A 21668-nucleotide genomic window follows, 5' to 3' on the forward strand; every position below is an offset into this window, starting at 1 on the left:
AAGCCAGCTCCCACATTTGAACAGTGTGGGAGCTGGCTTGCCTGCGATGACGACCTAACAAACAACCGATAAGTTAAGCCGGAATCGCCTTGGATTTCGGCTCACGCTCCCATACCCGATGCTGGGCAATCGCCGCAAAAAACGCTTTGAACGCCTTGGCATCCGCGCCCACGATCAACCCCGCATCCGCCTCCAGTTTCAGCAGGTCCAGCAACGGCTTCACATCGCTGGCTACCGCAATCGCCTTCAGGTGTTTGTAGGCTTCCAGTACGTAATGCAACGCCACGCCATCACCGCTCAGCGCCTTCACGGACTCTTTGCCACCCGGGATAAACACTGCGTCGAAGGCAATGGACGGCATGCCTTCCATCGAGGCGTCGACCGGCAGCGCTTTGCCCTGCGCGGTGGTCACAGGCGCCGAAGTAGGCCCCAGCAACTTGGCATGGGCGCCTTCAGCTTCCAGCGCGGCTTTTAGCGCGTCAATGGCCGCACCATCAACGCCGTTGGCTGCCAGAATCGCCACTTTGCGCGTTTTGATATCGCCCGACAGCAAGTTCACCTGGCTCAAGGCTGGCGATTCTTTCAACGACGTTTCACGGGCTGGCACGGTGCCCTTGGTCGGCGCCGGCAAGCCCAGGTTCTGCGCCACGCGCTTGGCCAGCTCCAGGTCGATATTGGCCAGGATCTCGTTGACCTGGCGCGCACGGATGAACTCGCGCTCCACCTTGCCCAGCTCAAAGCTGTAGGCCGCGATGATGTGCTCTTTCTCGTGGTGGCTCATGCTGTTGTAGAACAGCGTCGCCTGGGAGAAATGGTCACCGAAGGATTCGCTGCGCTCACGCACTTTGTTGGCATCGACGCGCTCGTAGTAGGACTCAAAGCCTCCATCGGTAGGACCAGCAGGGGTTTCCTTCGGCCAGCCACCATCAATGGAGTTTGGTTCGTAGGACGCACGGCCCTTATCGATCACCGTACGATGCTGAGCGTCGCGCTGGCCGTTATGGAACGGCACGACAGGCCGGTTGATTGGAATCTCATGAAAGTTCGGCCCGCCCAGTCGGCTGATCTGGGTATCGGTGTAGGAAAACAGACGGCCCTGCAGCAATGGGTCGTTGGTGAAATCGATGCCCGGCACGATGTGGCCCGGGCAGAACGCAACCTGCTCGACTTCAGCGAAGAAGTTGTCGGGGTTACGGTTGAGCACCATTTTGCCCAGCGGCGTGATCGGTACCAGTTCTTCTGGAATGATCTTGGTCGGGTCGAGCAAGTCGAAATCAAACTTGTGCTCGTCTTCTTCGGCCACGATCTGCACGCCCAGCTCCCACTCGGGGTAATCGCCGCTTTCAATCGCTTCCCACAGGTCACGGCGGTGGTAGTCGGTGTCTTTACCGGCCAGCTTTTGCGCCTCATCCCATACCAGGGAGCAGGTGCCGACTTTCGGACGCCAGTGGAATTTCACGAAGCTGGACTTACCTTCGGTATTGATCAACCGGAAGGTGTGCACCCCAAAGCCCTGCATGGCGCGCAGGCTTTTTGGAATGGCACGGTCGGACATGGCCCAGATCACCATGTGCGCGGATTCCGGTTGCAGCGAAACAAAGTCCCAGAACGTATCGTGGGCCGAACCGCCGGTAGGAATCTCGTTATGAGGCTCGGGTTTCACCGCGTGGACGAAGTCTGGAAATTTGATCGCATCCTGGATGAAGAACACCGGCATGTTGTTGCCCACCAGGTCGAAGTTGCCTTCGTCGGTGAAGAACTTCACGGCAAAACCGCGCACGTCACGCACGGTGTCGCCGGAACCACGCGGGCCCTGCACCGTGGAAAAACGCGCGAACACTGGGGTTTTATGCTCAGGCGTGCGCAGGAAACCTGCCTTGGTCAACGCCGAATGATCGCCGTAACTCTGGAAATAGCCATGGGCGCCCGTACCACGGGCATGCACGATGCGCTCCGGGATGCGCTCATGGTCGAAGTGCGTGATCTTTTCACGCATGATGAAATCTTCCAGCAGCGACGGGCCGCGCGCGCCGACTTTGAGGCTGTTCTGGTTGTCGGAAATCTTCACGCCCTGGTTGGTGCGCAGGGCCTGGCCGGTCGCATCGGAACGGAATTCTTCCAACGCCTGCAGTTTGGCGTTGGTGTTGCCACGGTCCAGGGTGTCGGTACCCGCAAGTTCACTCTTGGGCGGGGTGGCTGGCTTCTTGGTACTCATCAGTCAAAACTCCTTATTCAAAGTGGCCAGAGCGGTCCCCGGCTCGTTTGAGCAAAACCCCAGGCACGGCACCTGGGAAATCGAGTTGCTTAAGTAGTGACTGACGTGGTTTTGCACCGTTCCTTTTTTATGACCTTTGATCGCGTTATTGCCAAATGACTGGATGAATACGAAATAAATGCTAAGAAACGCTATACGGACAGGCTAAAATGCGCGCCCGGCTAACCGCTGATCCCTTTTCAATGCGCCCCACAAGGTTCGCTACGTGATCGAGTTTCAAAACGTCCATAAAACCTACCGCGTCGCCGGTAAGGATATCCCCGCCCTGCACCCCACCAGCCTGCGCGTCGAGAACGGCCAGGTGTTTGGCCTGATTGGCCACTCGGGTGCCGGTAAAAGCACCCTGCTGCGCCTGATCAACCGCCTGGAAGAGCCCAGTGGCGGCCAGATCAAGGTGGATGGCGAGGAAGTCACTGCGCTGGACGCCAACGGCCTGCGCCGCTTCCGGCAGCAGGTCGGGATGATCTTCCAGCACTTCAACTTGCTGGCGTCCAAGACCGTGGCCGACAACGTCGCGCTGCCGCTGACGCTCGCCGGCGAACTCTCGCGCAAGGAAATCGACCAGCGTGTGGCTGAGCTGCTCGCCCGCGTAGGCCTGTCGGACCATGCCAAAAAGTACCCAGCGCAGTTGTCCGGTGGCCAGAAACAGCGCGTCGGCATCGCCCGAGCCCTGGCGACCAAACCAAAGATCCTGCTGTGCGACGAAGCCACCAGCGCCCTCGACCCGCAAACCACGGCGTCGGTCCTGCAATTGCTGGCCGAGATCAACCGCGAGCTGAACCTGACCATCGTGCTGATCACCCATGAAATGGACGTGATTCGCCGCGTATGCGACCAGGTCGCGGTGATGGACGCCGGGGTGATCGTCGAGCAAGGCTCGGTGGCCGATGTGTTCCTGCACCCCAAACACCCGACCACCAAGCGCTTCGTACAAGAGGCCGAACAGGTGGACGAAGGCGAGCAGCGCGACGACTTTGCCCATGTGCCAGGCCGTATCGTGCGCCTGACGTTCCAAGGGGACGCGACCTACGCGCCATTGCTGGGTACCGTCGCCCGGGAAACCGGGGTGGACTACAGCATCCTTGCCGGTCGTATCGACCGCATCAAAGACATCCCTTACGGGCAACTGACCCTCGCCGTCACCGGCGGTGACATGGAAGCTGCGTTTGCGCGCTTCACCGCCGCCGACGTTCACATGGAGGTCCTGCGCTGATGGACGTTTTCCTGAGTTTCTTCGCCAATATCGACTGGTCTGAAATCTGGCTCGCCACCGGCGACACCATGACCATGCTGTTCGGCTCGCTGTTCTTCACTGTGCTGCTCGGCCTGCCCCTGGGCGTGCTGTTGTTTCTGACCAGCCCGCGCCAACTGTTCGAACAAAAAGGCCTGTACGCGCTGCTGTCGCTGATCGTGAACATCCTGCGCTCGCTGCCGTTCATCATCCTGCTGATCGTGATGATTCCGTTCACGGTACTGATCACCGGCACGTCGCTGGGTGTTGCCGGCGCGATCCCTCCGCTGGTCGTCGGTGCCACGCCATTCTTTGCGCGCCTGGTGGAAACCGCCCTGCGCGAAGTGGACCGTGGCATCATCGAAGCCACCCAAGCCATGGGCGCTACCACCCGCCAGATCATCACCAACGCCCTGTTGCCCGAAGCCCGCCCTGGCATCTTCGCGGCGATTACGGTGACGGCGATTACACTGGTTTCCTACACCGCGATGGCTGGTGTGGTCGGTGCTGGCGGCCTGGGCGACCTGGCAATCCGTTTTGGCTACCAGCGCTTCCAGACCGATGTGATGGTGGTCACCGTGGTGATGCTGTTGATTCTGGTGCAAATTCTGCAAACCGTCGGCGACCGGCTGGTGGTGCACTTTTCTCGTAAATAACGGCCATTGCCGGCACACAGCCGGCAGATGCCCGAACAAGGAGCTTGCTGGATGAAAAAACTACTGGTTGCTTTCGCCGCCGTGGCTGCGTTTTCCGCCCACGCCGAGACCATTACGGTCGCTGCTTCGCCGGTGCCTCACGCCGAAATCCTCGAATTCGTGAAGCCTGCCCTGGCCAAAGAAGGCGTGGACCTGAAGGTCAAAGTCTTCACCGACTACGTGCAGCCGAACGTACAGGTGGCTGAGAAACGCCTGGACGCCAACTTCTTCCAGCACCAACCGTACCTGGATGAATTCAACAAGGCCAAAGGCACTCACCTGGTGAGCGTCGGCGCTGTGCACCTGGAGCCTCTGGGCGCTTACTCCAGCAAGTACAAAAAATTGGCCGACCTGCCTGACGGCGCCAACGTGGTGATCCCGAACGACGCCACCAACGGCGGCCGTGCGCTGTTGCTGCTGGCCAAGAACGGCCTGATCACCCTGAAGGACCCGACCAACATCCTGTCGACCATCAAGGACATCACCGGCAACGATAAAAAACTCAAGTTCCGCGAACTGGAAGCCGCCACCCTGCCGCGCGTGCTGACCCAGGTCGACCTGGCGCTGATCAACACCAACTACGCCCTGGAAGCCAAGCTGGACCCGTCCAAGGATGCCCTGGTGATCGAAGGCAGCGATTCGCCTTACGTGAACATCCTGGTAAGCCGCGAAGACAACAAGGATTCAGACGCGGTGAAGAAGCTGGTTGCAGCCCTACACACGCCTGAAGTGAAGAAATTCATCGAAGAGAAGTACAAAGGCGCGATCAAGCCAGCGTTCTAACCCCGCCCGATCTGATCGTTCCCACGCTCCGCGTGGGAACGCCTCTTGTGACGCTCTGCGTCACGCTTGGGGACGCAGAGCGTCCCTAACTGCATTCCCACGCAGAGCGTGGGAACGATCATTAGGTGTTCACTTTCGCTGCAGCAGCCCCGGCAACTGCGCCACCAGCTTCTGGTTGTTCAACGGCGCACGAATAAACCCACGCTGAGTACCATCCGGGCCGATCAGTGCCAGGTTACCGCTGTGGTCGACGGTGTAGTTCGGCTTGCTGGTATCTGCCGGAATGAAGGGAATGCTCACCGCATTCGAGACCTTCTGCACATCCTCCACATTCGCGCCAGTCAGGCCTTGGAACTGTGGGTCGAAGTAGCCCAGGTACTGCTTGAGCTGCGCCGGGGTATCGCGGTGCGGATCGACGCTGACCAGAATCACCTGCAACTTATCCACAGCCTCTTTAGGCAGCTCGCTCTTGATCTGGCGAAGCTGGGCGAGGGTGGTCGGGCAGATATCCGGGCAGAAGGTGTAACCAAAAAACAGCAGGCTCCACTTGCCCTTCAACTCGTTGACCACCACCGGCTGGCCTTCCTGGTCGGTCATGGTCACCGCTGGCAACTGGCGGCTTTGCGGCAGCAGAATGATGCCCGCGTCGATCAGCGCGGTTGGGTCGCCCTGGCCTTTGCCCGAGAGCACTTTGTTGACGGTCAGGCCCATGATCAACGCCACCAGGGCCACGAGGATGAAGACGGTTTTTTGAGTTCGAGTCATAGGTTCAACAATAAGTAGTGGTCTACGAGCAGGGCGATAAACAGCAGCAGCAAGTACCAGATAGAGTACTTGAACGTGTTGATCGCCGCGTGCGGCTGGCTGCCACGGTACAACACCCAGGCCCATTGCAGAAAGCGCGCACCCAATACCAGCGCACAGCCCAGGTAGAGCAGCCCGCTCATGTGGATAACGTAGGGCATCAGGCTCACCGCCAGCAGGGCAAAGGTGTACAGCAGGATATGCACCTTGGTGTAGTGCTCGCCATGGGTGACCGGCAGCATCGGGATGTCGGCCTTGGCGTACTCCTCTTTGCGGTGAATGGCCAGGGCCCAGAAGTGTGGCGGGGTCCAGGCGAAGATGATCAGCACCAGCAGCAAGGGTTCGGCACTCACATGCCCGGTGACAGCCACCCAGCCCAGCAGCGGCGGCGCCGCACCGGCCAGACCGCCGATGACGATATTCTGCGGCGTCGCTCGCTTGAGAAAACCGGTGTAGATCACCGCATAACCCAACAGCGAAGCCAAGGTCAGCCAGGCCGCCAGCGGGTTGGTGAACGCCAAAAGCAGAGCCAATCCTGCAATCGCCAGGAACAACGCAAACGCTAGCGCCGCCATCGGCGAGACACGGCCCTCAGCCATCGGCCGCTTGTGAGTGCGCGCCATCACGGCATCAATCCGTCGATCAACCACATGGTTCACCGCCGCCGCGCCGCCGGCACACAGGGCAATGCCGAGGTTGCCAAACACCAGCACGGTCCAGGGCACCCCGGCGCGGGTGGCGAGGAACATGCCCACCAGCGAGGTGATCAGCATCAGCACCACCACTTTGGGCTTGGTCAGCTCCAGATAGTCACGCCAGATCGCCCGGTCGCGACGTGCGCCGATCACGGTCGCCATGGCAGTTCTCCTTTAAGAGTCATCAGGCCCGCCCCCTGTTTGCGCAGGATAAAACGCCAGCCGAACAGACGCGGGTGACGCACCCGAACCAGGCTGGTGCGCGCGTGGTAATTGACCAGCACCAGCGTCAACAACAACGTTGCCCCGCCAGCGTTGTGCGCGACTGCCACCGGCAACGGCAGGCCGAACGCCACATTGCTCAGCCCCAGGCAGATTTGCGCGGCCAGGGCGATCAACAGCAGACCGGCCAGGCGCGTCATCCCCACTGCCCGCAGTTGCCAGGCCAAACCGAGCAGCACCAGCGTGACCAGCACGGCGCCGATGCGATGCGTCAGGTGGATAGCAGTGCGCGCCTCGCTGTCGAGCTGCCCGCCCAGGTAATTGGGGCCGATGTGCTGGGTCAGGTGAAAGCCATTGGCAAAGTCCGCCGTCGGCCACCACTGACCATGGCAGGTAGGCAAATCGACACAGGCCACCGCTGCGTAGTTGGAACTGACCCAGCCGCCCAGGGCAATCTGCCCGATCACCAGCACCAGGCCCGCCGTTGCCCAATATTGCAGGCGCTTGGGCACGACCAACGCCGGCAGTACACCAGACAGCCGCAGCGTCAGCAGAAACAGCAGGCTCAAGGTCGCAAAGCCGCCCAACAGGTGCCCTGTGACCACTTGCGGCCAGAGCTTCAAGGTCACGGTCCACATGCCAAACGCCGCCTGGGCGAATACCACCGCCAGCAGGAACAGCGGCAGCTTCACTGGCTGGCCCGGATCACGCCGATGACGCCACGAACGCGCCGCCAGCAGCGCGATCATCAGGCCCAGGCTGCCCGCGAAGTAGCGATGGGTCATCTCGGCCCAGCCTTTGTCGGCCTCCACCGGCGTGTCGGGAAAGTGCAACTCGGCATGGGCCAGTTGGGCTTCGCTCTGCGGCACGCTGATAAAGCCATAGCAGCCCGGCCAGTCCGGGCAGCCGAGGCCGGCGTGGGTCAGGCGGGTATAGGCGCCGAGCAGCACGACAAACAACGCCAGTAACGTGGCAAACAGCGCGAGGCGAAATCCAGGCTTGGCCATGACGGTGCCCTTATCCGATGTTCGACAGTTTCAGCAGCAGGCGCAGGTCGTTAAGCAAGTCCTTGCCCTTGACCTTGGCGTCATAGCGCAGCACCAGATTGCCGTGGGGGTCGACGATCCACAGTTGCGCCTCACCAGGTGCGGCAGCGTTCCTGGCAAAGGTCGACACATCCAGCGGGTAGCGTTGCAGCTGTGGATATTCGGCCTTGAGCTTGGTCTCGTATTCGCGGCTCAAAGGTTGCGCGCCGGCCAGGGCATGGCTGGCACGGGATGCATCACGGCCAAGGCTGATCTGCAGCTGGCGCGCCAGGTACACCAGTTGCTGGCAATCGGCAGCGCAGGCGGTGGGGGCGGTGACCAGCAGTTGCCAGCGCTGTTCATCGGCCTGTACGCCAATGTCGTCACGGGTCTGGCCGTTGCCGATCAGTTCGCCGTGATAGCTGCGGCTGTCCGGCACCCAGAACTGCAATTTGTACATGAAGGTGGCCAGCACCATCGGGCCGATCACCATCATCAGGATCAAAATCAGCTGCCAGCGCCCCTTGCGCCGATCAGGCGTGTCAGATGTGCTGGGTGGATTCATGGCCGCTCCCATGGGGCTTCTCCTTTTTGTTATGCCATCCGAGGTAGAGGTAAAGCGCCAGCAACGCCACGGCCATGGCGAACCATTGCACGGCGTAGGCCAGGTGTTTTTCCGGGCCCATGGCGACGACGGGCCAGTGGGTTTCGTAGGTGCCGGGGCCCGCTTCGGCACGCAGCTCATAGGCAAAACCGCTGCGCCCCAGTTCGTCCCACAGTGCGGCGGGGTGCAGCGCGGTGAGCAGGCGCGGCCATTGCGTGCTGGCTGGGTCGGCATGCAGTTGGAAGGTCTCGCCGGGGGCCACGTATACCCAGGCGTCGAGGTTCAATGCATGCTCAGGGGTAGAGAAATTGGGCGCAGTGCGCCGGTCCGGCCAAGGCAGCCAGCCGCGATTGAGCAACAGCCACAGGCCGCTGGCCTGATCATGAAAGGGTTGCAGCAGCTCGACACCAGCCTTGCCGTCACGCATGCGGTTATCCAGCAATACGCTGTGTTCGCCATCCAGTTGCCCGCGAAGATGAACGCGGCGGAAGGCCGGATCAGCCATGTCATTGAGCTGCGCACTGCTGACCGGCTCGGCTGCGCGGCGCTCGGCATAACGGTCTACCAGCAGTTGCTTTTCGTGCCCCCGGGCCAGTTGCCAGAACCCCAGGCCCACCATCAAGGGCAGCAACACCAGCACCACCAGCGTCGGCGCGATACCCGGACGAAAGCGTTGCAGGGCACTGGCTATACTCGATCTCATCGCCCCTCCTTCAATAAGCCCGGAGCCAGACCATGCTCAAAGCCGCCATTGCCCTGATGCTGATCGCGACCGTCGTGAGCCTGTTCAGTGGCTTGTTCTTCCTGGTCAAGGACGAGGGCAACTCCAACCGTCTCGTCACTGCATTGACCGTGCGTGTCACGCTGGCCGTGATCACCGTGGGCTTGATCGCCTGGGGCTTTTTCAGCGGCCAACTGGTCTCTCATGCGCCGTGGTAAGCGGCGTCACAGCACATAGACAAAGAAAAACAGCCCGATCCACACCACGTCCACAAAGTGCCAATACCAACTGGCCGCCTCGAAACCGAACTGGTGCTCGGCATTGAAATGCCCGCGCAGGATGCGCATCAGCATCACAAACAAAATAATGGTGCCGATGGTCACGTGGGCGCCGTGAAAGCCCGTGAGCATGAAGAACGTCGCGCCGTACACGCCTGAACCCAGGGTGAGGCCCAACTCTTTGTAGGCGTGGATGTATTCCTCGGCCTGGAACCCAAGAAACGCCAGGCCCAGCAGCACGGTGATCGCCAGCCAGAGTTTCAGCGCACCACGATGGCCTTTGCGCAGGGCATGGTGGGCAATGGTGATGGTCACGCTGGAACTCACCAGCAGGATGGTGTTGACCAATGGCAGGCCCCAGGGGCTGATGGTGCCTTTGGGCGCTGGGTAGAGCTTGGGGTCGGGGTTGTTCAGCAGGGGCCAGGCAAACTCAAAGTTCGGCCACAGCATGTGGGCAATACCTTTGGGCCCTTCGCCCGCCAACCAAGGCCCGGCCCAGACGCGCACGTAGAACAGCGCACCGAAAAAGGCGATGAAGAACATTACCTCCGAAAAGATGAACCAGGTCATGCCCCAGCGGAACGAACGGTCCATCTGCGCGCTGTACAGCCCGGCGCGACTTTCCTTGATCACCGCGCCAAACCAGCCAAACAGCATGTAGGCCAGCAACAGACCGCCCACAAAAAAGATCCACGGCCCGTGGGATTCGGGGCGTGCGGCCTTCAAGTCGTTGAACCACACGGCCAGGCCATACACGGTGACCAGCAGTCCAATCGTGGCAATTATTGGCCATTTGCTTTGCGCTGGTACGTAGTACGTATCATGAGTCGACATGTATTCGCTCTCCTGATTGAGGGGGCAAACAGTAGCTAGCCCCCGGTCCTGACGGCCACGGGCGGCTGGCGCGCAGTGATATCGAACAGCGTGTACGCCAGGGTCAAATGCTTCACATCCTTGGGCATCGCGCGGTCGACGATGAAACGTACGGGCATCTCAATGCGCTCACCGGGCTGCAACACTTGCTGGGTGAAGCAAAAGCATTCGGTCTTGTGGAAGTACATCGCCGCTTCGGCCGGGGAAATACTGGGTATCGCCTGGGCGGTCATCGGCTTATCGGTGGGGTTGTAGGCCACGAACAGCATCTCGTTGACTGCACCGGGGTTGACCACAATCTCATCGGCCTTGGAATGAAATTCCCAGACCATATCGATAGCGTTGGTAGACAGGAATTGCACCCGCACCTGGCGCGAGGGGTCGACCATTTGCTCACCCTCGTACTGCCCGGCGGTCTTGCCGTTGATGCCGAATGCCTTGCACATCACGTCATAGATCGGCACCAGAGCGAAGCCGAAGGCGAACATCGCCAGCACCAAAATCAGCAGGCGGGTGACCAGGCGCTTGAGCGGCACGGAGTCAGCCATGGCGCCCACCCGGCTTGGGACTTTCTGTGGGAGCTGGCTTGCCTGCGATGAGGACCTCAAAGCCAGTAGATTCAGCGCCTGATATACCGCCATCGCGGGCAAGCCCGCTCCCACAGGGGGAGTATAGAGAGGGCTTCATTTGACCTCCGGCGGCGTGGTGAAGGTGTGATACGGCGCGGGCGAGGGCACGCTCCATTCCAGGCCCTCGGCGCCATCCCAGGGCTTGGCCGGCGCAGGCGGGCCGCCACGAATGCACTTGATGACAATGAACAGGAAGAAGATCTGCGTGGCACCGAACATGAAGGCACCGATGGACGAAACCATGTTGAAGTCAGCGAACTGCAGGTTGTAGTCCGGCACCCGGCGCGGCATACCGGCCAGCCCCACAAAGTGCATGGGGAAGAACGCCATGTTCATACCCACGAAAGACAACCAGAAGTGCAGCTTGCCCAAGGTTTCGTCGTACATGTGGCCGGTCCATTTCGGCAGCCAGTAGTAGGCCGAGGCGAAGATCCCGAAGATCGCGCCGGGCACCAGCACGTAATGGAAATGCGCCACCACAAAGTAGGTGTCGTGGTACTGGAAGTCCGCCGGGGCAATCGCCAGCATCAGCCCGGAGAAACCACCAATGGTGAACAGGATCACAAAGGCCACCGCAAACAACATCGGCGTCTCGAACGTCAGTGAGCCCTGCCACATGGTGCTGACCCAGTTGAACACCTTCACCCCGGTGGGCACGGCGATCAGCAGGGTGGCGTACATGAAGAACAGCTCACCCACCAGTGGAATGCCCACCACGAACATGTGGTGCGCCCACACGATGAACGACAGGAACGCGATGCTCGCGGTGGCGTAGACCATCGAGGTGTAACCGAACAGCGGCTTGCGTGAGAAGGTCGGGATGATCGAGCTGACGGCGCCAAAGGCCGGCAGGATCATGATGTACACCTCGGGATGCCCGAAGAACCAGAACACATGCTGGAACAGCACCGGATCGCCACCACCGGCCGCACTGAAGAAGCTGGTGCCAAAGTGGATGTCCATCAACATCATGGTCACGCAACCCGCCAGTACCGGCATCACCGCGATCAGCAGGAACGCGGTGATCAGCCAGGTCCACACGAACAGCGGCATTTTCATCAGGGTCATGCCCGGCGCGCGCAGGTTGAGGATGGTGGCGACCACGTTGATCGCACCCATGATCGAACTGATGCCCATCAGGTGAATGGCAAAGATAAAGAACGTCACGCTTTCCGGCGCATAGGTGGTGGAGAGCGGGGCATAGAAGGTCCAACCGAAATTCGGCCCACCGCCGGGTGTGAACAAGGTAGACACCAGCAGCAAAAACGCGGCCGGCAGCAGCCAGAAACTGAAGTTGTTCATACGCGGCAGGGCCATGTCCGGCGCGCCGATCATCAGTGGGATCATCCAGTTGGCCAGGCCGACGAACGCCGGCATCACCGCGCCGAACACCATGATCAGGCCGTGCATGGTGGTCATCTGGTTGAAGAACGCCGGCTGCACAATCTGCAGGCCCGGCTGGAACAACTCGGCGCGGATCACCATGGCGAACGAGCCACCGAGCAGGAACATGGTGAAGGCAAACCACAGGTACATGGTGCCGATGTCTTTGTGGTTGGTGGTCAGCACCCAACGCATAAAGCCTTTGGCGGGGCCGTGGGCATGGTCGGCATGACCATGGTCGATCACAGTGCTCATGGCCGTTCTCCTGCAAGCGAGTGAGCGGGGCGATTCAGGGCATTGGCAATGAAAGTCGTCATTTGCTTTCCGCCTGTTTCAAAGCCAGCACGTCTTTGGGCGTGACCATGTCGCCTTTGTTATTGCCCCAGGCGTTACGCTCATAGGTCACCACAGCGGCGATATCCACTTCAGAGAGCTGCTTGCCGAAGGCTGCCATCGCGGTGCCGGGCTTGCCGTGATACACGATGCTCAGATGGTCTTTGGCCGGCCCCGTGGCGATTTTCGAGCCCTTGAGCGCCGGGAACATCGGTGGCAAACCTTGGCCCTCAGCCTGGTGACAGGCGACGCAGGTGGTGTGGTAGACCTTGTCGCCACGGGCCACCAGCTCGTCCAATGTCCACTCCTTGGAGGTCAGTTCCTTGAGCTTGGCCGCTTCCTCCTTGCGCTCGCCCAGCCAGGTGTCGTAGTCGGCCTTGGACTTGACCTCCACCACGATGGGCATGAAGCCATGGTCCTTGCCACACAGTTCGGCGCACTGGCCACGGTAGATGCCGGGCTTCTCGACGCGAGTCCAGGCCTCGTTGACGAAGCCGGGGATGGCGTCGCGCTTGACCGCAAAGGCCGGCACCCACCAGGAGTGGATCACATCGGCGGCGGTCACCAGAAAGCGCACCTTGGCGCCCACCGGCAACACCAGCGGCTGGTCGACTTCCAACAGGTAGTGTTCGCCCTTGGTGGCCTGGTTATGGATCTGCTCGGCGGGCGTGGCCAGGTTGCTGAAGAACTCCACATCCTGTCCCAGGTATTTGTAATGCCACTTCCACTGATAGCCGGTGACCTGGATATCGATATCCGATTCACTGCTGTCGTAGATGTTGATCAGGGTCTTGGTGGCCGGAATGGCCATGGCCACCAGAATCAGCAAGGGCACCACGGTCCAGAGGATTTCCACGGTGGTGCTTTCGTGGAACTTGGCCGCTACCTGGCCCGTGGATCGGCGGTGCAGGATCATCGACCAGAACATCGCGCCAAACACGACGATGCCGATCACCACACAGATCCAGAAAATGGTCATGTGCAGGTCAAACACAGCGTGGCTGACTTCAGTAGCCCCTGGCGCCATATTCGTAGTCCAGGCGGCGTGCGCCTGGTCGAATACCGACCACAACAGGAGGCCCATCCAAACGTGTGGATGTCGCGTCATTGCGGGTTCCCCTTTATGTTTCTTGTTATCCCGCCGGTTTGCACCTGCGGCGAAGGGAGCGGCTTCCATACTGCTTACAACCGCCAAGCCTTGCCTGCGTCATGCAGTTGGGCGTCATCAGCTAATTGCGTACAAAATCGAGTATAGACAGCCGTAGCAACCCCGCAATGTGTGGGGGCAAATGAATAGAAACAGACAGACGGAGCCCGTAAAATGGGCGGCGGAATCGTTTATCCGACGAACGATGGCATTTCGATATAACCCCTGCCTATAACCATGAAATAATTATGACAAATGCGTCTTAGGCGCTCGTATAAACGAACTACCTTATCTTCTCCCTTTTCCTACGCCTGCTTCACTGGAGCCCTCATGAACACCGCCGCATTGCGCGAGCAGATTTCCCGTGCCCATCAACACGAAGCCACCACCGGCCAACTTGTCAGCCAGCTTAAAAAACAAATGCCGCACCTGCATTCGTCCATCGCCCTGGCTGAAGGTGATCGCAACTTAGTCATGACCCGCTTTGTAACCGCTTACATCGACCTGGTTCCTGATTTGCTCGACGCTGCCAATGACGTGGCCCGTGAGGCCGGGATTGAAAGCCAGATCAAACCAGTACTGAAAATCGCTGAACATTTCTTCCTGCAGCCGCCAGCGATTCTGGCCGGCCACGACGGCCTTGATGGCCTGCTGGATGAGGCCTACCTGGCGCATCGCCTGGTCGAAGAAGTGAACGACCTGTACATCAAGCATTTCGGCCAGCCGTTGATTCCAGCGGATACCACCGTGGCCAACGTGATCGCCCATCAACTGATCGGCGAAGACTTCGCCAACCAATTGGATGAAGCCGTGCACCTGGCGGTGGATGAGATGCTTAACGAGGAAAGCTTTGCGCTGGAGTCGGTCGAGGCCTATCGCGAACAGCTCAAGAGCCCGCAGACCGAAGCGTCCTGGAAGCGCTGGCCGTGCCTGTCGCGCCAGCTTGGGGTTGAGCTGTCGCTGGATCAGCCGGCATAAATCACAGCTCCAACAGGGGAGCTGGACAAGCTTTTTGTAGGAGCGAGCTTGCTCGCGAAAAACTCACAGACGCCGCGTTTATTCAGCAAGCTCGCGTTATCGTTAGCGTTTTTCGCGAGCAAGCTCGCTCCTACAAGGAACAATGACACCCACAGTATTTTGGGGGTCAGGCAGGGGCTGAGCCGATCCCCACCGTCGTTCTCACCCGACCTTCCAACCGACGCTTCAACCCACGTGCCTCGATCACCAACGTCGAACCCTTGGCCGCATTGGCTCGACCCCATTCTTCCAGCAACTCCAGGCAAGAGTGGTCGATGTAACTCAAGTTACTCAGCGGCACATGCAAGGTGGTCCCCGCAGGCACCGCCGACAGCACCTGAGTCAACGCCGGCACCTTCAGAAAGGTCGCCGCCCCCGTCAAACGCAGCTCCATCTCACCCTCTTGGGGCAGGTCGATCAGGCTGACTTTCAGGCGCGAAGCCTTGAAGGCCAACTTGAGCAATGTGAGCCCGAAGCCCACCAGCACGCCGGTCAGCAAATCGGTAAAGATAATTGCCAGCGCGGTGGCCGCGTAGGTGAACATCGGCATCCGCCCATAGCGGCCCAGCGCCTTGAACGCCTTGACGTCCACCAGCTTGATGCCGGTGTACACCAGCACACCCGCCAGGCTCGCGACCGGAATGCTTTGCAGCACGCTCGACAGCAACAGCACGAAGCCCAGCAGCCACAGGCCATGGAACATCGCCGACAGACGCGTGGTAGCACCGGCCTGGACGTTAGCCGAGCTGCGTACGATCACGCCGGTCATTGGCAATGCACCCACCAGGCCGCAGAGCATGTTGCCCACCCCTTGGGCCGACAATTCCTTATCGAAATCGGAACGTTGACCACTGTGCATGCGGTCCACCGCGGCGGCAGACAGCAGGGTTTCGGCACTGGCAATAAACGCCACGGCGAATGCCGCGATCAGCAACTGTGGATCCGCCAGGTTCAGCAAGTCGCTGGGGCGCAGCCAGTCGATAGCGTCGGCAAGGTTTTCCGGGACTTCCACGCGCTTGACCTGCAACGCCAGCACCAGGCTGGCAACAGTCGCCAGGCCCACGCCAAGCAACGCGCCAGGCACAAACCGCAGTTGTTGCGGGCGGAATTTGTCCCACAGGTACATCACCAACATCGTCGACAAACCAAGTACGCCAGCCTGCCAGCCGAGCCCGCCGCCGAAGGTAGGAATTGCTTCAGCCAGCGCTGCCGGGAAGCCTGCCAGGTTATCCAGCCCTGACGGCTTGGGCGCGCCGTCGAGCATCACATGGATCTGCGACAACACGATCAACACGCCAATCCCGGCCAACATGCCGTAGACCACCGCCGGGGCGGTAACGCGAAACCAGCAGCCCAGGCGCAAACGCCCGGCCACCAGTTGCAGGAAGCCGGCCAGCAACAGGATCGGCCCCAGCATCAGCATGCCGTGCTGGCGCACCAGCTCGAACACCAACACCGCCAGACCCGCCGCCGGGCCGCTGACTTGCAGCGGCGAGCCGGCCAGCCAGCCCACCACCAGGCCACCGATGATGCCGGTGATCAGGCCCTTGGCTGGCGGCATGCCGGAGGCAATCGCGATGCCCATGCACAGTGGCAAGGCGACCAGAAAAACAACCACCGAGGCGAGCAGCTCCCGTGGCAATACAGCTTTCAATTGAGCAGCACGCATGATGACTCTCCCGAGGCATTCGCCGGGCGCGGTAAAGCCTGGCTGCATCCATGGCAGCCACCGCATTACCCGGCAGGGAAGTGTTTTAGAAGCGCGCTTTAGGCGTCGCTGAAGGGATCGGCTCGGTGCCGTTCAGCGGTCGGAACGCCGCTTTGTCCGCATCGTAGGCCCGTATTTCGCTGGTCTCGATGTTGTAGATCCAACCATGGATAAACAAATGACCATTGGCCATGCGCGAAGCCACGGAAGGGTGGGTGCGCAAGTGTTGCAGTTGGGCAATGACGTTTTCTTCGGTCAGCACCGCCATGCTCTCGCCTTCGTTGGCGCAGTCGCAGTTGTCATGGACCATGGTCTTGGCGACCTCGGCGTGACGCAGCCAGGCCTTGACCGTTGGCATCTTTTCCAGGCTGTCGGGGTTGAGCACGGCACGCATGGCGCCGCAGTCCGAATGCCCGCACACGATGATGTGCTGTACGCCAAGGGCGAGCACCGCGTACTCGATAGCGGTGGAAACACCGCCGTTCATCTGGCCGTAAGGCGGCACCACGTTACCGACGTTACGGGTCACGAACAGGTCGCCGGGGGAGCTCTGGGTGATCAGCTCGGGCACGATGCGCGAGTCGGCGCAGGTAATGAACATTGCCCGTGGGCTCTGGGCAGTAGCGAGTTTCTTGAAGAGTTCTTCCTGCTGGGGGAAGACGTCGTGATGGAAATGCAAAAAGCCGTCAACGATATGCTGCAGCGCTGCATCGGCGGATTCCGCCACCTGAGGGGCTGAAGCCGACGCAGCCAACGGCTGTTTATCCTTGTCACTCATGATTCATCCTCTTGATCAATGCAGGGGAGGGTTCAGGTCAGTTCGACGCCATGGCGGTGAAATAGTTGTAAAACACACACCGGCCAAGCCGCCGACTCATCAGTCACTCGCTGAACAAGGTAACCGCCGAAACTTAACTCAAACTGAATGAACCGCTCTAGAACGCGGGTTTCAGTGATGTCAAAACGCGACTATTCCTACAGCAAAGGTGCACGTCTCTCCATCAGTCTACAACAAAGCCATCTGCCTGCCCGGTGGGCAAAACGCTGTGCAATCGAGGTTGAACCCTTCCCGCCGATTCAGCCCAAGGCGTTTGATTGCCTTGGTGAAACGCTGCGCCAGCAAATCGGCAAACGGCCCCTCACCGCGCATGCGAACGCCAAACCGGCTGTCATACACCTGCCCCCCGCGTACCTGGCGCACCAGACTCATCACATGGGCCGCACGCTGCGGGTAATGGGCCGCCAGCCACTCCTCGAACAACGGCGCCACCTCCAACGGCAGGCGCAGCATCATATACGCCGCGCTTTGTGCGCCGGCCGCGTGAGCTTCGGTAAGCAGGCTCTCCAACTCGCTGTCGTTGATCATCGGGATCATCGGCGAGCACAGCACGCCCACCGGGATACCCGCGTCGCGCATTACCCGAATCGCCCGCAGCCGCGCCTTGGGCGCTGCCGTGCGCGGTTCCAGGATGCGCTTGAGTTCATCGTCCAGGCTGGTGAGGCTGATCATCACCGCCACCAGGCGCTGGCGGGCCAACTCGGTCAGCAGGTCGAGGTCGCGCAGGATCAGCGAGCCCTTGGTGATGATGGTCACCGGGTGCCGGTAGCGCAGCAAGACTTCAAGGGTTTGCCGGGTGATCCGGTATTCGCGCTCGATAGGCTGGTACGGATCGGTATTGGAGCCCAGGTTGATCGGCGCGCACACGTAGCCCGGCTTCGACAGCTGCTGTTCCAGCACATCAGCCGCGTTGCTCTTGGCAATTAATCTGGTTTCAAAGTCCAGCCCGGGCGACATGTCCCAATAGGCATGGCTGGGCCGCGCATAGCAGTAAATGCAACCATGCTCACAACCGCGATACGGGTTGATGGACCGATCAAACGGCAAGTCCGGCGAGTTGTTGCGAGTGATGATGGTCTTGGCCGTTTCGATACGCACTTCGGTGCCTTGGGTCGGCGGCACTTCCTGGTACCAACCGTCGTCCTCGGCCACGCTGACGGTGGGTGCAAACCGATTGTGCAGGTTGGTGGCCGTACCCCGGCCACGGGGCGGCAGCGCAGTAGACATGAAAACGCCTCGATACTGTTTTTATATACAGTATCGAGGCGCGAGGTGTCTGACCAGTGCCGTTGGGCGGCCAGCGAACTTATCAGTGCTTTTGCGTCACCTGCCCCAAGTCATCCCCCGAGGTGGTGTGCAGATCGTTTTTGCGCAGGTCCGCCATATCGCTCGCCTTGACCGGCGCGCCCTGGTTGCCCCAGCTGTCACGGATAAAACTGACTACATCCGCCACTTCCTGGTCCGACAGACGCCAGGCGAACGCCGGCATGGTGAAGGTTGACGGCGCCGCATGGGTGGCCGGCAAGGTGCCGCCGTTCAACACAATGTTGATCAACGACGTGGCATCCGCCGTCTGCAACACCGGGTTGCCCGCCAGCGCCGGGAACACGCGGGTATAGCCATGGCCGTCGGTACGGTGGCAGGCCGCGCAGTTGTCGATATACACCGACGCACCCGGCTTGCTGTCATCGCCCTTCCACAACGCTTGCGCTACCTGCTTGTCGTACTGGTGCGGCTGGTCCTTGGGATCGACCGCCGGCAGGCTCTTGAGGTAGCGGGCGATAGCCGTCAGGTCCTCTTGGGACATGTACTGCATGCTGTGCACCACCACATCACTCATGCCGCCGAACACCGCGCTGCGGTCGCTGCGACCGGTCTTGAGGAACTGCACCAGTTGCTCCTCGCTCCAGCTGCCGAGGCCGTCCTTGTGGTCGCCGCGCAGGCTTTTGGCAATCCAGCCTTCCAACGGCGCACTGCCAGACAGGAAGGCGCTGCCGTCCGTGGCACTCAAGGCTTTTTCCTGCATGGTCAGGGCGCGCGGCGTATGGCAGGCGCCGCAATGTCCGAGACCTTCCACCAGGTAGGCACCGCGATCAATCACCGGGTCGGCAGCAGCTTGCGGCTGATGCGCCTCGACCGCCGGGGCAAACATCCAGCGCCAGGCCGCCAGCGGCCAACGCATGCTCAGGGGCCAGGGAATATCGCTGTCCTTGTTTTCTTGGGCGACCGGTTCGACCCCCTTCATGAAGTACGCATACAACGCTTGCATATCGCTGTCGCTGACGCGTGCGTAGGACGGGTAGGGCATCGCCGGGTAAAGCGTACTACCGTTCTTGGCGACGCCATGGCGCACGGCCTTGTCGAAATCCTCGAAGCTGTAGTCGCCCAGGCCGGTCTTGTCCGGGGTGATGTTGGTGGAATAGATCACGCCAATCGGGGTTTCCATCGGCAGTCCACCAGCGAAGGGCTTGCCACCCTTGGCGGTATGGCAGGCAACACAGTCGCCGGCACGCGCCAGGTACTCGCCCTGCTTGATCAAGTCGGTTTCGGCGGCGCTGATCGAGCAGCTGCTGAACAGCGCCAGAGAGGCGATAACGAGTGCTTTCATGGTCATCGCTCCTTATGCCTGAACCAGTGGGCCGGGGTTTTTGAGGTACTGCTCGCGAATCGCTCGCGCCGACCAATAGGTCAACGCTGCCACCAGGCCGGTAGGGTTGTAGCCCAGCCCTTGTGGGAAAGCGGAAGCACCGGGGACAAATACGTTGTGCACATCCCAGCTCTGCAAGTAGCGGTTCAACGCACTGGTTTTCGGGTCGGTGCCCATGATCGCGCCACCGTTGAGGTGGGTGGTCTGGTACGAGGCGGTATTGAAATGCTCACCGACCTTTTTACCCAGCACGGCGATGGCCTTGGGGTTCATGGCCTGGGCCACTTTGCCCATTTTTTCCATCATGAAGCGGTTCATCTTGATGTCGTTTTCTTGCCAGTCGAAGGTCATGCGCAGCAGCGGCAGGCCGTAGGCATCGCGGTAAACCGGGTCCAGATCCAGGTAGTTGCTGCGGTAGGACTGATGGGCGCCGTGGGAGTCCATGGAGACCTGATGGGTGTAGTAATCGGCGGTGGCGCGCTTCCAGGCGCTGCCCCAGGCCGGCGTGCCCGGCGGGTTGGACGTACCGGCAATCGGCCGGCTGCCCGCCTGGTTGACCCACATCGGCGAACCGCCCACGAAACCGTGGGGGCCATGGTCGAAGTTGTCGGCGTTGAAGTCGTCGATGGCCACGCCATTGCCGCCCGCGCCAATAAAGTTGTTGGTGTGGGTGTCCTTGTCGAAGAACGCCTTGATGGTGCCCATGTTCTGGTAGGCGAAGTTGCGGCCTACCACACCCTCGTTGGTAATCGGGTCGTAGGGTTTGCCGATGCCGGACAGCAGCATCAGGCGCACGTTATGGAACTGGAAGGCGCCAAGAATCACCAGGTCCGCCGGTTGTTCACATTCGCGGCCCTGGGCGTCGATGTAAGTCACGCCGGTGGCTTTCTTCTTGGTGCTGTCGAGGTTGACCTTGAGCACGTGGGAATTGGGCCGCAGCTCGAAGTTCGGCACCTGGCGCAAGGCCGGCAGGATGTTCACGTTCGGCGAGGCCTTGGAGTACATGTAGCACACGTAGCCGCTGCAAAAGCCGCAGAAGTTGCACGGGCCCATCTGCGCACCGTAGGGGTTGGTGTACGGCCCCGACGTGTTGGCCGACGGCAGGTTGTAAGGTTTGTAACCTACGTCGGTCGCCGCTTTCTGAAACAGCTGGGCGGAGACGGTATTTTTCTGCGCTTCCAGCGGGAACGGGTTGGAACGATCCGGCGCGTAGGGGTTGCCGCCACGGCCTTCGCCGACCAGTTGGCCCTTGACCGTCCAGGCTTGGCCGGAGGTGCCAAAGACTTTTTCCGCATAGTCGAAAAACGGCTCCAGCTCTTCATAGCTGACGCCGAAGTCCTGGATGGTCATGTCCTTGGGAATGAAGTTCTTGCCGTAGCGCTCCTCGTAATGGCTGCGCATGCGCAGCTCAATCGGGTCGACGCGAAAATGCACGCCCGACCAGTGCAGCCCCGCACCACCGACGCCATTACCCGGCAAGAAAGCGCCCAACTGACGATTGGGCAGGGCGACGTCATTCACGCTGTGGCGAATGGTCACCGTTTCTTTGGAGATGTCCTGGAACAGCTTCTTACGCACGCTGTAGGTCAATTCGTCGATGACCTGGGGATAGTTGCCGTCTGGGTATGTGTCCTGCATCGGGCCGCGCTCCAGCGCTACCACGTTGAGGCCTGCTTCTGTCAGCTCTTTGGCCATGATCGCGCCCGTCCAGCCGAAGCCCACAATCACTGCATCCACTTTCTTCATGATGGTCGCCACGT

The 21668-nt window shown here is 60.6% G+C and carries 20 protein-coding genes; 5 read left to right on the forward strand and 15 right to left on the reverse strand.

The window, feature by feature from the left end; translation table 11 throughout:
- Nucleotides 1-73 precede the first annotated feature (73 nt).
- Entirely contained in the window at nucleotides 74-2215 is a 2142-nt protein-coding gene (gene katE / locus V8689_RS29405; protein ID WP_056790639.1) for a catalase HPII, read from the reverse strand.
- Nucleotides 2216-2480: 265 nt separating this feature from the next.
- Here katE and V8689_RS29410 point away from each other — a divergent pair, with 265 nt between their 5' ends.
- From V8689_RS29410 to V8689_RS29420, 3 genes are read left to right on the forward strand one after another with little or no spacing between them, the layout of a single operon-like run.
- Complete coding sequence (locus V8689_RS29410; protein ID WP_034129230.1) at nucleotides 2481-3488, forward strand: methionine ABC transporter ATP-binding protein; 1008 nt, start codon at nucleotides 2481-2483, stop codon at nucleotides 3486-3488.
- On the forward strand, nucleotides 3488-4162 hold the full coding sequence (locus tag V8689_RS29415) for a methionine ABC transporter permease (RefSeq protein WP_003187354.1): 675 nt from the start codon (nucleotides 3488-3490) through the stop codon (nucleotides 4160-4162). The genes V8689_RS29410 and V8689_RS29415 overlap by 1 nt, the downstream gene beginning before the upstream one ends.
- A gap of 51 nt (nucleotides 4163-4213) precedes the next feature.
- On the forward strand, nucleotides 4214-4984 hold the full coding sequence (locus V8689_RS29420; protein ID WP_056790642.1) for a MetQ/NlpA family ABC transporter substrate-binding protein: 771 nt from the start codon (nucleotides 4214-4216) through the stop codon (nucleotides 4982-4984).
- A 129-nt stretch (nucleotides 4985-5113) separates the two neighbouring features.
- Here the strand turns inward: V8689_RS29420 and V8689_RS29425 are convergent, their stop codons facing one another.
- From V8689_RS29425 to V8689_RS29445, 5 genes are read right to left on the reverse strand one after another with little or no spacing between them, the layout of a single operon-like run.
- Entirely contained in the window at nucleotides 5114-5749 is a 636-nt protein-coding gene (locus V8689_RS29425) for an SCO family protein (protein WP_056790646.1), read from the reverse strand.
- Nucleotides 5746-6645 (reverse strand): heme o synthase, encoded by a 900-nt coding sequence (gene cyoE, locus V8689_RS29430; protein ID WP_044270274.1) that lies wholly within the window; start codon nucleotides 6643-6645, stop codon nucleotides 5746-5748. Before cyoE ends, V8689_RS29425 begins: the two co-directional genes overlap by 4 nt.
- On the reverse strand, nucleotides 6633-7712 hold the full coding sequence (locus V8689_RS29435; protein ID WP_056790649.1) for a COX15/CtaA family protein: 1080 nt from the start codon (nucleotides 7710-7712) through the stop codon (nucleotides 6633-6635). Before V8689_RS29435 ends, cyoE begins: the two co-directional genes overlap by 13 nt.
- Before the next feature lie 10 nt (nucleotides 7713-7722).
- Entirely contained in the window at nucleotides 7723-8307 is a 585-nt protein-coding gene (locus tag V8689_RS29440) for a hypothetical protein (protein ID WP_056790651.1), read from the reverse strand.
- Nucleotides 8273-9037, reverse strand: coding sequence for an SURF1 family protein (locus tag V8689_RS29445; protein WP_056790654.1), 765 nt, complete (start codon nucleotides 9035-9037; stop codon nucleotides 8273-8275). The genes V8689_RS29440 and V8689_RS29445 overlap by 35 nt, the downstream gene beginning before the upstream one ends.
- A gap of 32 nt (nucleotides 9038-9069) precedes the next feature.
- Here V8689_RS29445 and V8689_RS29450 point away from each other — a divergent pair, with 32 nt between their 5' ends.
- Complete coding sequence (locus V8689_RS29450) at nucleotides 9070-9273, forward strand: twin transmembrane helix small protein (protein WP_003187345.1); 204 nt, start codon at nucleotides 9070-9072, stop codon at nucleotides 9271-9273.
- A gap of 6 nt (nucleotides 9274-9279) precedes the next feature.
- Here V8689_RS29450 and V8689_RS29455 read toward each other — a convergent pair whose 3' ends face one another.
- The 4 genes from V8689_RS29455 to coxB form a co-directional block, all read right to left on the reverse strand.
- Nucleotides 9280-10167 carry a cytochrome c oxidase subunit 3 gene (locus V8689_RS29455; RefSeq protein ID WP_003187344.1) on the reverse strand — a complete coding sequence of 296 codons (888 nt, stop codon included), beginning with the start codon at nucleotides 10165-10167 and terminating at the stop codon, nucleotides 9280-9282.
- 35 nt (nucleotides 10168-10202) lie between these two features.
- Nucleotides 10203-10754, reverse strand: a complete 552-nt coding sequence (locus tag V8689_RS29460) for a cytochrome c oxidase assembly protein (RefSeq protein ID WP_003187340.1) — start codon at nucleotides 10752-10754, stop codon at nucleotides 10203-10205.
- Nucleotides 10755-10889: 135 nt separating this feature from the next.
- Nucleotides 10890-12473, reverse strand: a complete 1584-nt coding sequence (gene ctaD / locus V8689_RS29465; RefSeq protein ID WP_056790658.1) for a cytochrome c oxidase subunit I — start codon at nucleotides 12471-12473, stop codon at nucleotides 10890-10892.
- 58 nt (nucleotides 12474-12531) lie between these two features.
- On the reverse strand, nucleotides 12532-13659 hold the full coding sequence (gene coxB, locus V8689_RS29470; protein WP_056790661.1) for a cytochrome c oxidase subunit II: 1128 nt from the start codon (nucleotides 13657-13659) through the stop codon (nucleotides 12532-12534).
- Between the two features lie 369 nt (nucleotides 13660-14028).
- On the opposite strand from coxB, the gene V8689_RS29475 reads away from it, so the two are divergent.
- Entirely contained in the window at nucleotides 14029-14676 is a 648-nt protein-coding gene (locus tag V8689_RS29475) for a hypothetical protein (protein ID WP_056790662.1), read from the forward strand.
- Between the two features lie 166 nt (nucleotides 14677-14842).
- Here V8689_RS29475 and V8689_RS29480 read toward each other — a convergent pair whose 3' ends face one another.
- The 5 genes from V8689_RS29480 to V8689_RS29500 all read right to left on the reverse strand — a co-directional run bounded on the left by V8689_RS29480 (nucleotide 14843) and on the right by V8689_RS29500 (nucleotide 21666).
- The gene (locus V8689_RS29480) at nucleotides 14843-16384 is read right to left on the reverse strand and encodes a SulP family inorganic anion transporter (RefSeq protein ID WP_014716321.1); all 1542 of its coding nucleotides are present in this window, start codon (nucleotides 16382-16384) and stop codon (nucleotides 14843-14845) included.
- Nucleotides 16385-16469: 85 nt separating this feature from the next.
- Nucleotides 16470-17201, reverse strand: a complete 732-nt coding sequence (locus tag V8689_RS29485) for a carbonic anhydrase (protein WP_003187331.1) — start codon at nucleotides 17199-17201, stop codon at nucleotides 16470-16472.
- 228 nt (nucleotides 17202-17429) lie between these two features.
- Entirely contained in the window at nucleotides 17430-18488 is a 1059-nt protein-coding gene (locus V8689_RS29490) for a PA0069 family radical SAM protein (RefSeq protein ID WP_056790665.1), read from the reverse strand.
- Between the two features lie 82 nt (nucleotides 18489-18570).
- A complete protein-coding gene (locus V8689_RS29495; protein ID WP_056790668.1) occupies nucleotides 18571-19869 on the reverse strand; it encodes a cytochrome c in 1299 nt (432 codons plus the stop codon).
- Nucleotides 19870-19881: 12 nt separating this feature from the next.
- The gene (locus V8689_RS29500; protein ID WP_032894333.1) at nucleotides 19882-21666 is read right to left on the reverse strand and encodes a GMC family oxidoreductase; all 1785 of its coding nucleotides are present in this window, start codon (nucleotides 21664-21666) and stop codon (nucleotides 19882-19884) included.
- Nucleotides 21667-21668: the final 2 nt, after the last annotated feature.

The organism is Pseudomonas sp. AK181 (assembly GCF_051122975.1).
In the GTDB taxonomy this organism is placed as follows: domain Bacteria; phylum Pseudomonadota; class Gammaproteobacteria; order Pseudomonadales; family Pseudomonadaceae; genus Aquipseudomonas; species Aquipseudomonas lactis.

What these genes read in the sequence shown, in the direction of transcription:
- katE (WP_056790639.1), bottom strand. Translation starts at nt 2,215, where the DNA reads ATGAGTACCAAGAAGCCAGCCACCCCGCCCAAGAGTGAACTTGCGGGT.
- V8689_RS29415 (WP_003187354.1), top strand. Translation starts at nt 3,488, where the DNA reads ATGGACGTTTTCCTGAGTTTCTTCGCCAATATCGACTGGTCTGAAATC.
- V8689_RS29420 (WP_056790642.1), top strand. Translation starts at nt 4,214, where the DNA reads ATGAAAAAACTACTGGTTGCTTTCGCCGCCGTGGCTGCGTTTTCCGCC.
- V8689_RS29425 (WP_056790646.1), bottom strand. Translation starts at nt 5,749, where the DNA reads ATGACTCGAACTCAAAAAACCGTCTTCATCCTCGTGGCCCTGGTGGCG.
- cyoE (WP_044270274.1), bottom strand. Translation starts at nt 6,645, where the DNA reads ATGGCGACCGTGATCGGCGCACGTCGCGACCGGGCGATCTGGCGTGAC.
- V8689_RS29435 (WP_056790649.1), bottom strand. Translation starts at nt 7,712, where the DNA reads ATGGCCAAGCCTGGATTTCGCCTCGCGCTGTTTGCCACGTTACTGGCG.
- V8689_RS29440 (WP_056790651.1), bottom strand. Translation starts at nt 8,307, where the DNA reads ATGGGAGCGGCCATGAATCCACCCAGCACATCTGACACGCCTGATCGG.
- V8689_RS29445 (WP_056790654.1), bottom strand. Translation starts at nt 9,037, where the DNA reads ATGAGATCGAGTATAGCCAGTGCCCTGCAACGCTTTCGTCCGGGTATC.
- V8689_RS29450 (WP_003187345.1), top strand. Translation starts at nt 9,070, where the DNA reads ATGCTCAAAGCCGCCATTGCCCTGATGCTGATCGCGACCGTCGTGAGC.
- V8689_RS29455 (WP_003187344.1), bottom strand. Translation starts at nt 10,167, where the DNA reads ATGTCGACTCATGATACGTACTACGTACCAGCGCAAAGCAAATGGCCA.
- V8689_RS29460 (WP_003187340.1), bottom strand. Translation starts at nt 10,754, where the DNA reads ATGGCTGACTCCGTGCCGCTCAAGCGCCTGGTCACCCGCCTGCTGATT.
- ctaD (WP_056790658.1), bottom strand. Translation starts at nt 12,473, where the DNA reads ATGAGCACTGTGATCGACCATGGTCATGCCGACCATGCCCACGGCCCC.
- coxB (WP_056790661.1), bottom strand. Translation starts at nt 13,659, where the DNA reads ATGACGCGACATCCACACGTTTGGATGGGCCTCCTGTTGTGGTCGGTA.
- V8689_RS29475 (WP_056790662.1), top strand. Translation starts at nt 14,029, where the DNA reads ATGAACACCGCCGCATTGCGCGAGCAGATTTCCCGTGCCCATCAACAC.
- V8689_RS29480 (WP_014716321.1), bottom strand. Translation starts at nt 16,384, where the DNA reads ATGCGTGCTGCTCAATTGAAAGCTGTATTGCCACGGGAGCTGCTCGCC.
- V8689_RS29485 (WP_003187331.1), bottom strand. Translation starts at nt 17,201, where the DNA reads ATGAGTGACAAGGATAAACAGCCGTTGGCTGCGTCGGCTTCAGCCCCT.
- V8689_RS29490 (WP_056790665.1), bottom strand. Translation starts at nt 18,488, where the DNA reads ATGTCTACTGCGCTGCCGCCCCGTGGCCGGGGTACGGCCACCAACCTG.
- V8689_RS29495 (WP_056790668.1), bottom strand. Translation starts at nt 19,869, where the DNA reads ATGAAAGCACTCGTTATCGCCTCTCTGGCGCTGTTCAGCAGCTGCTCG.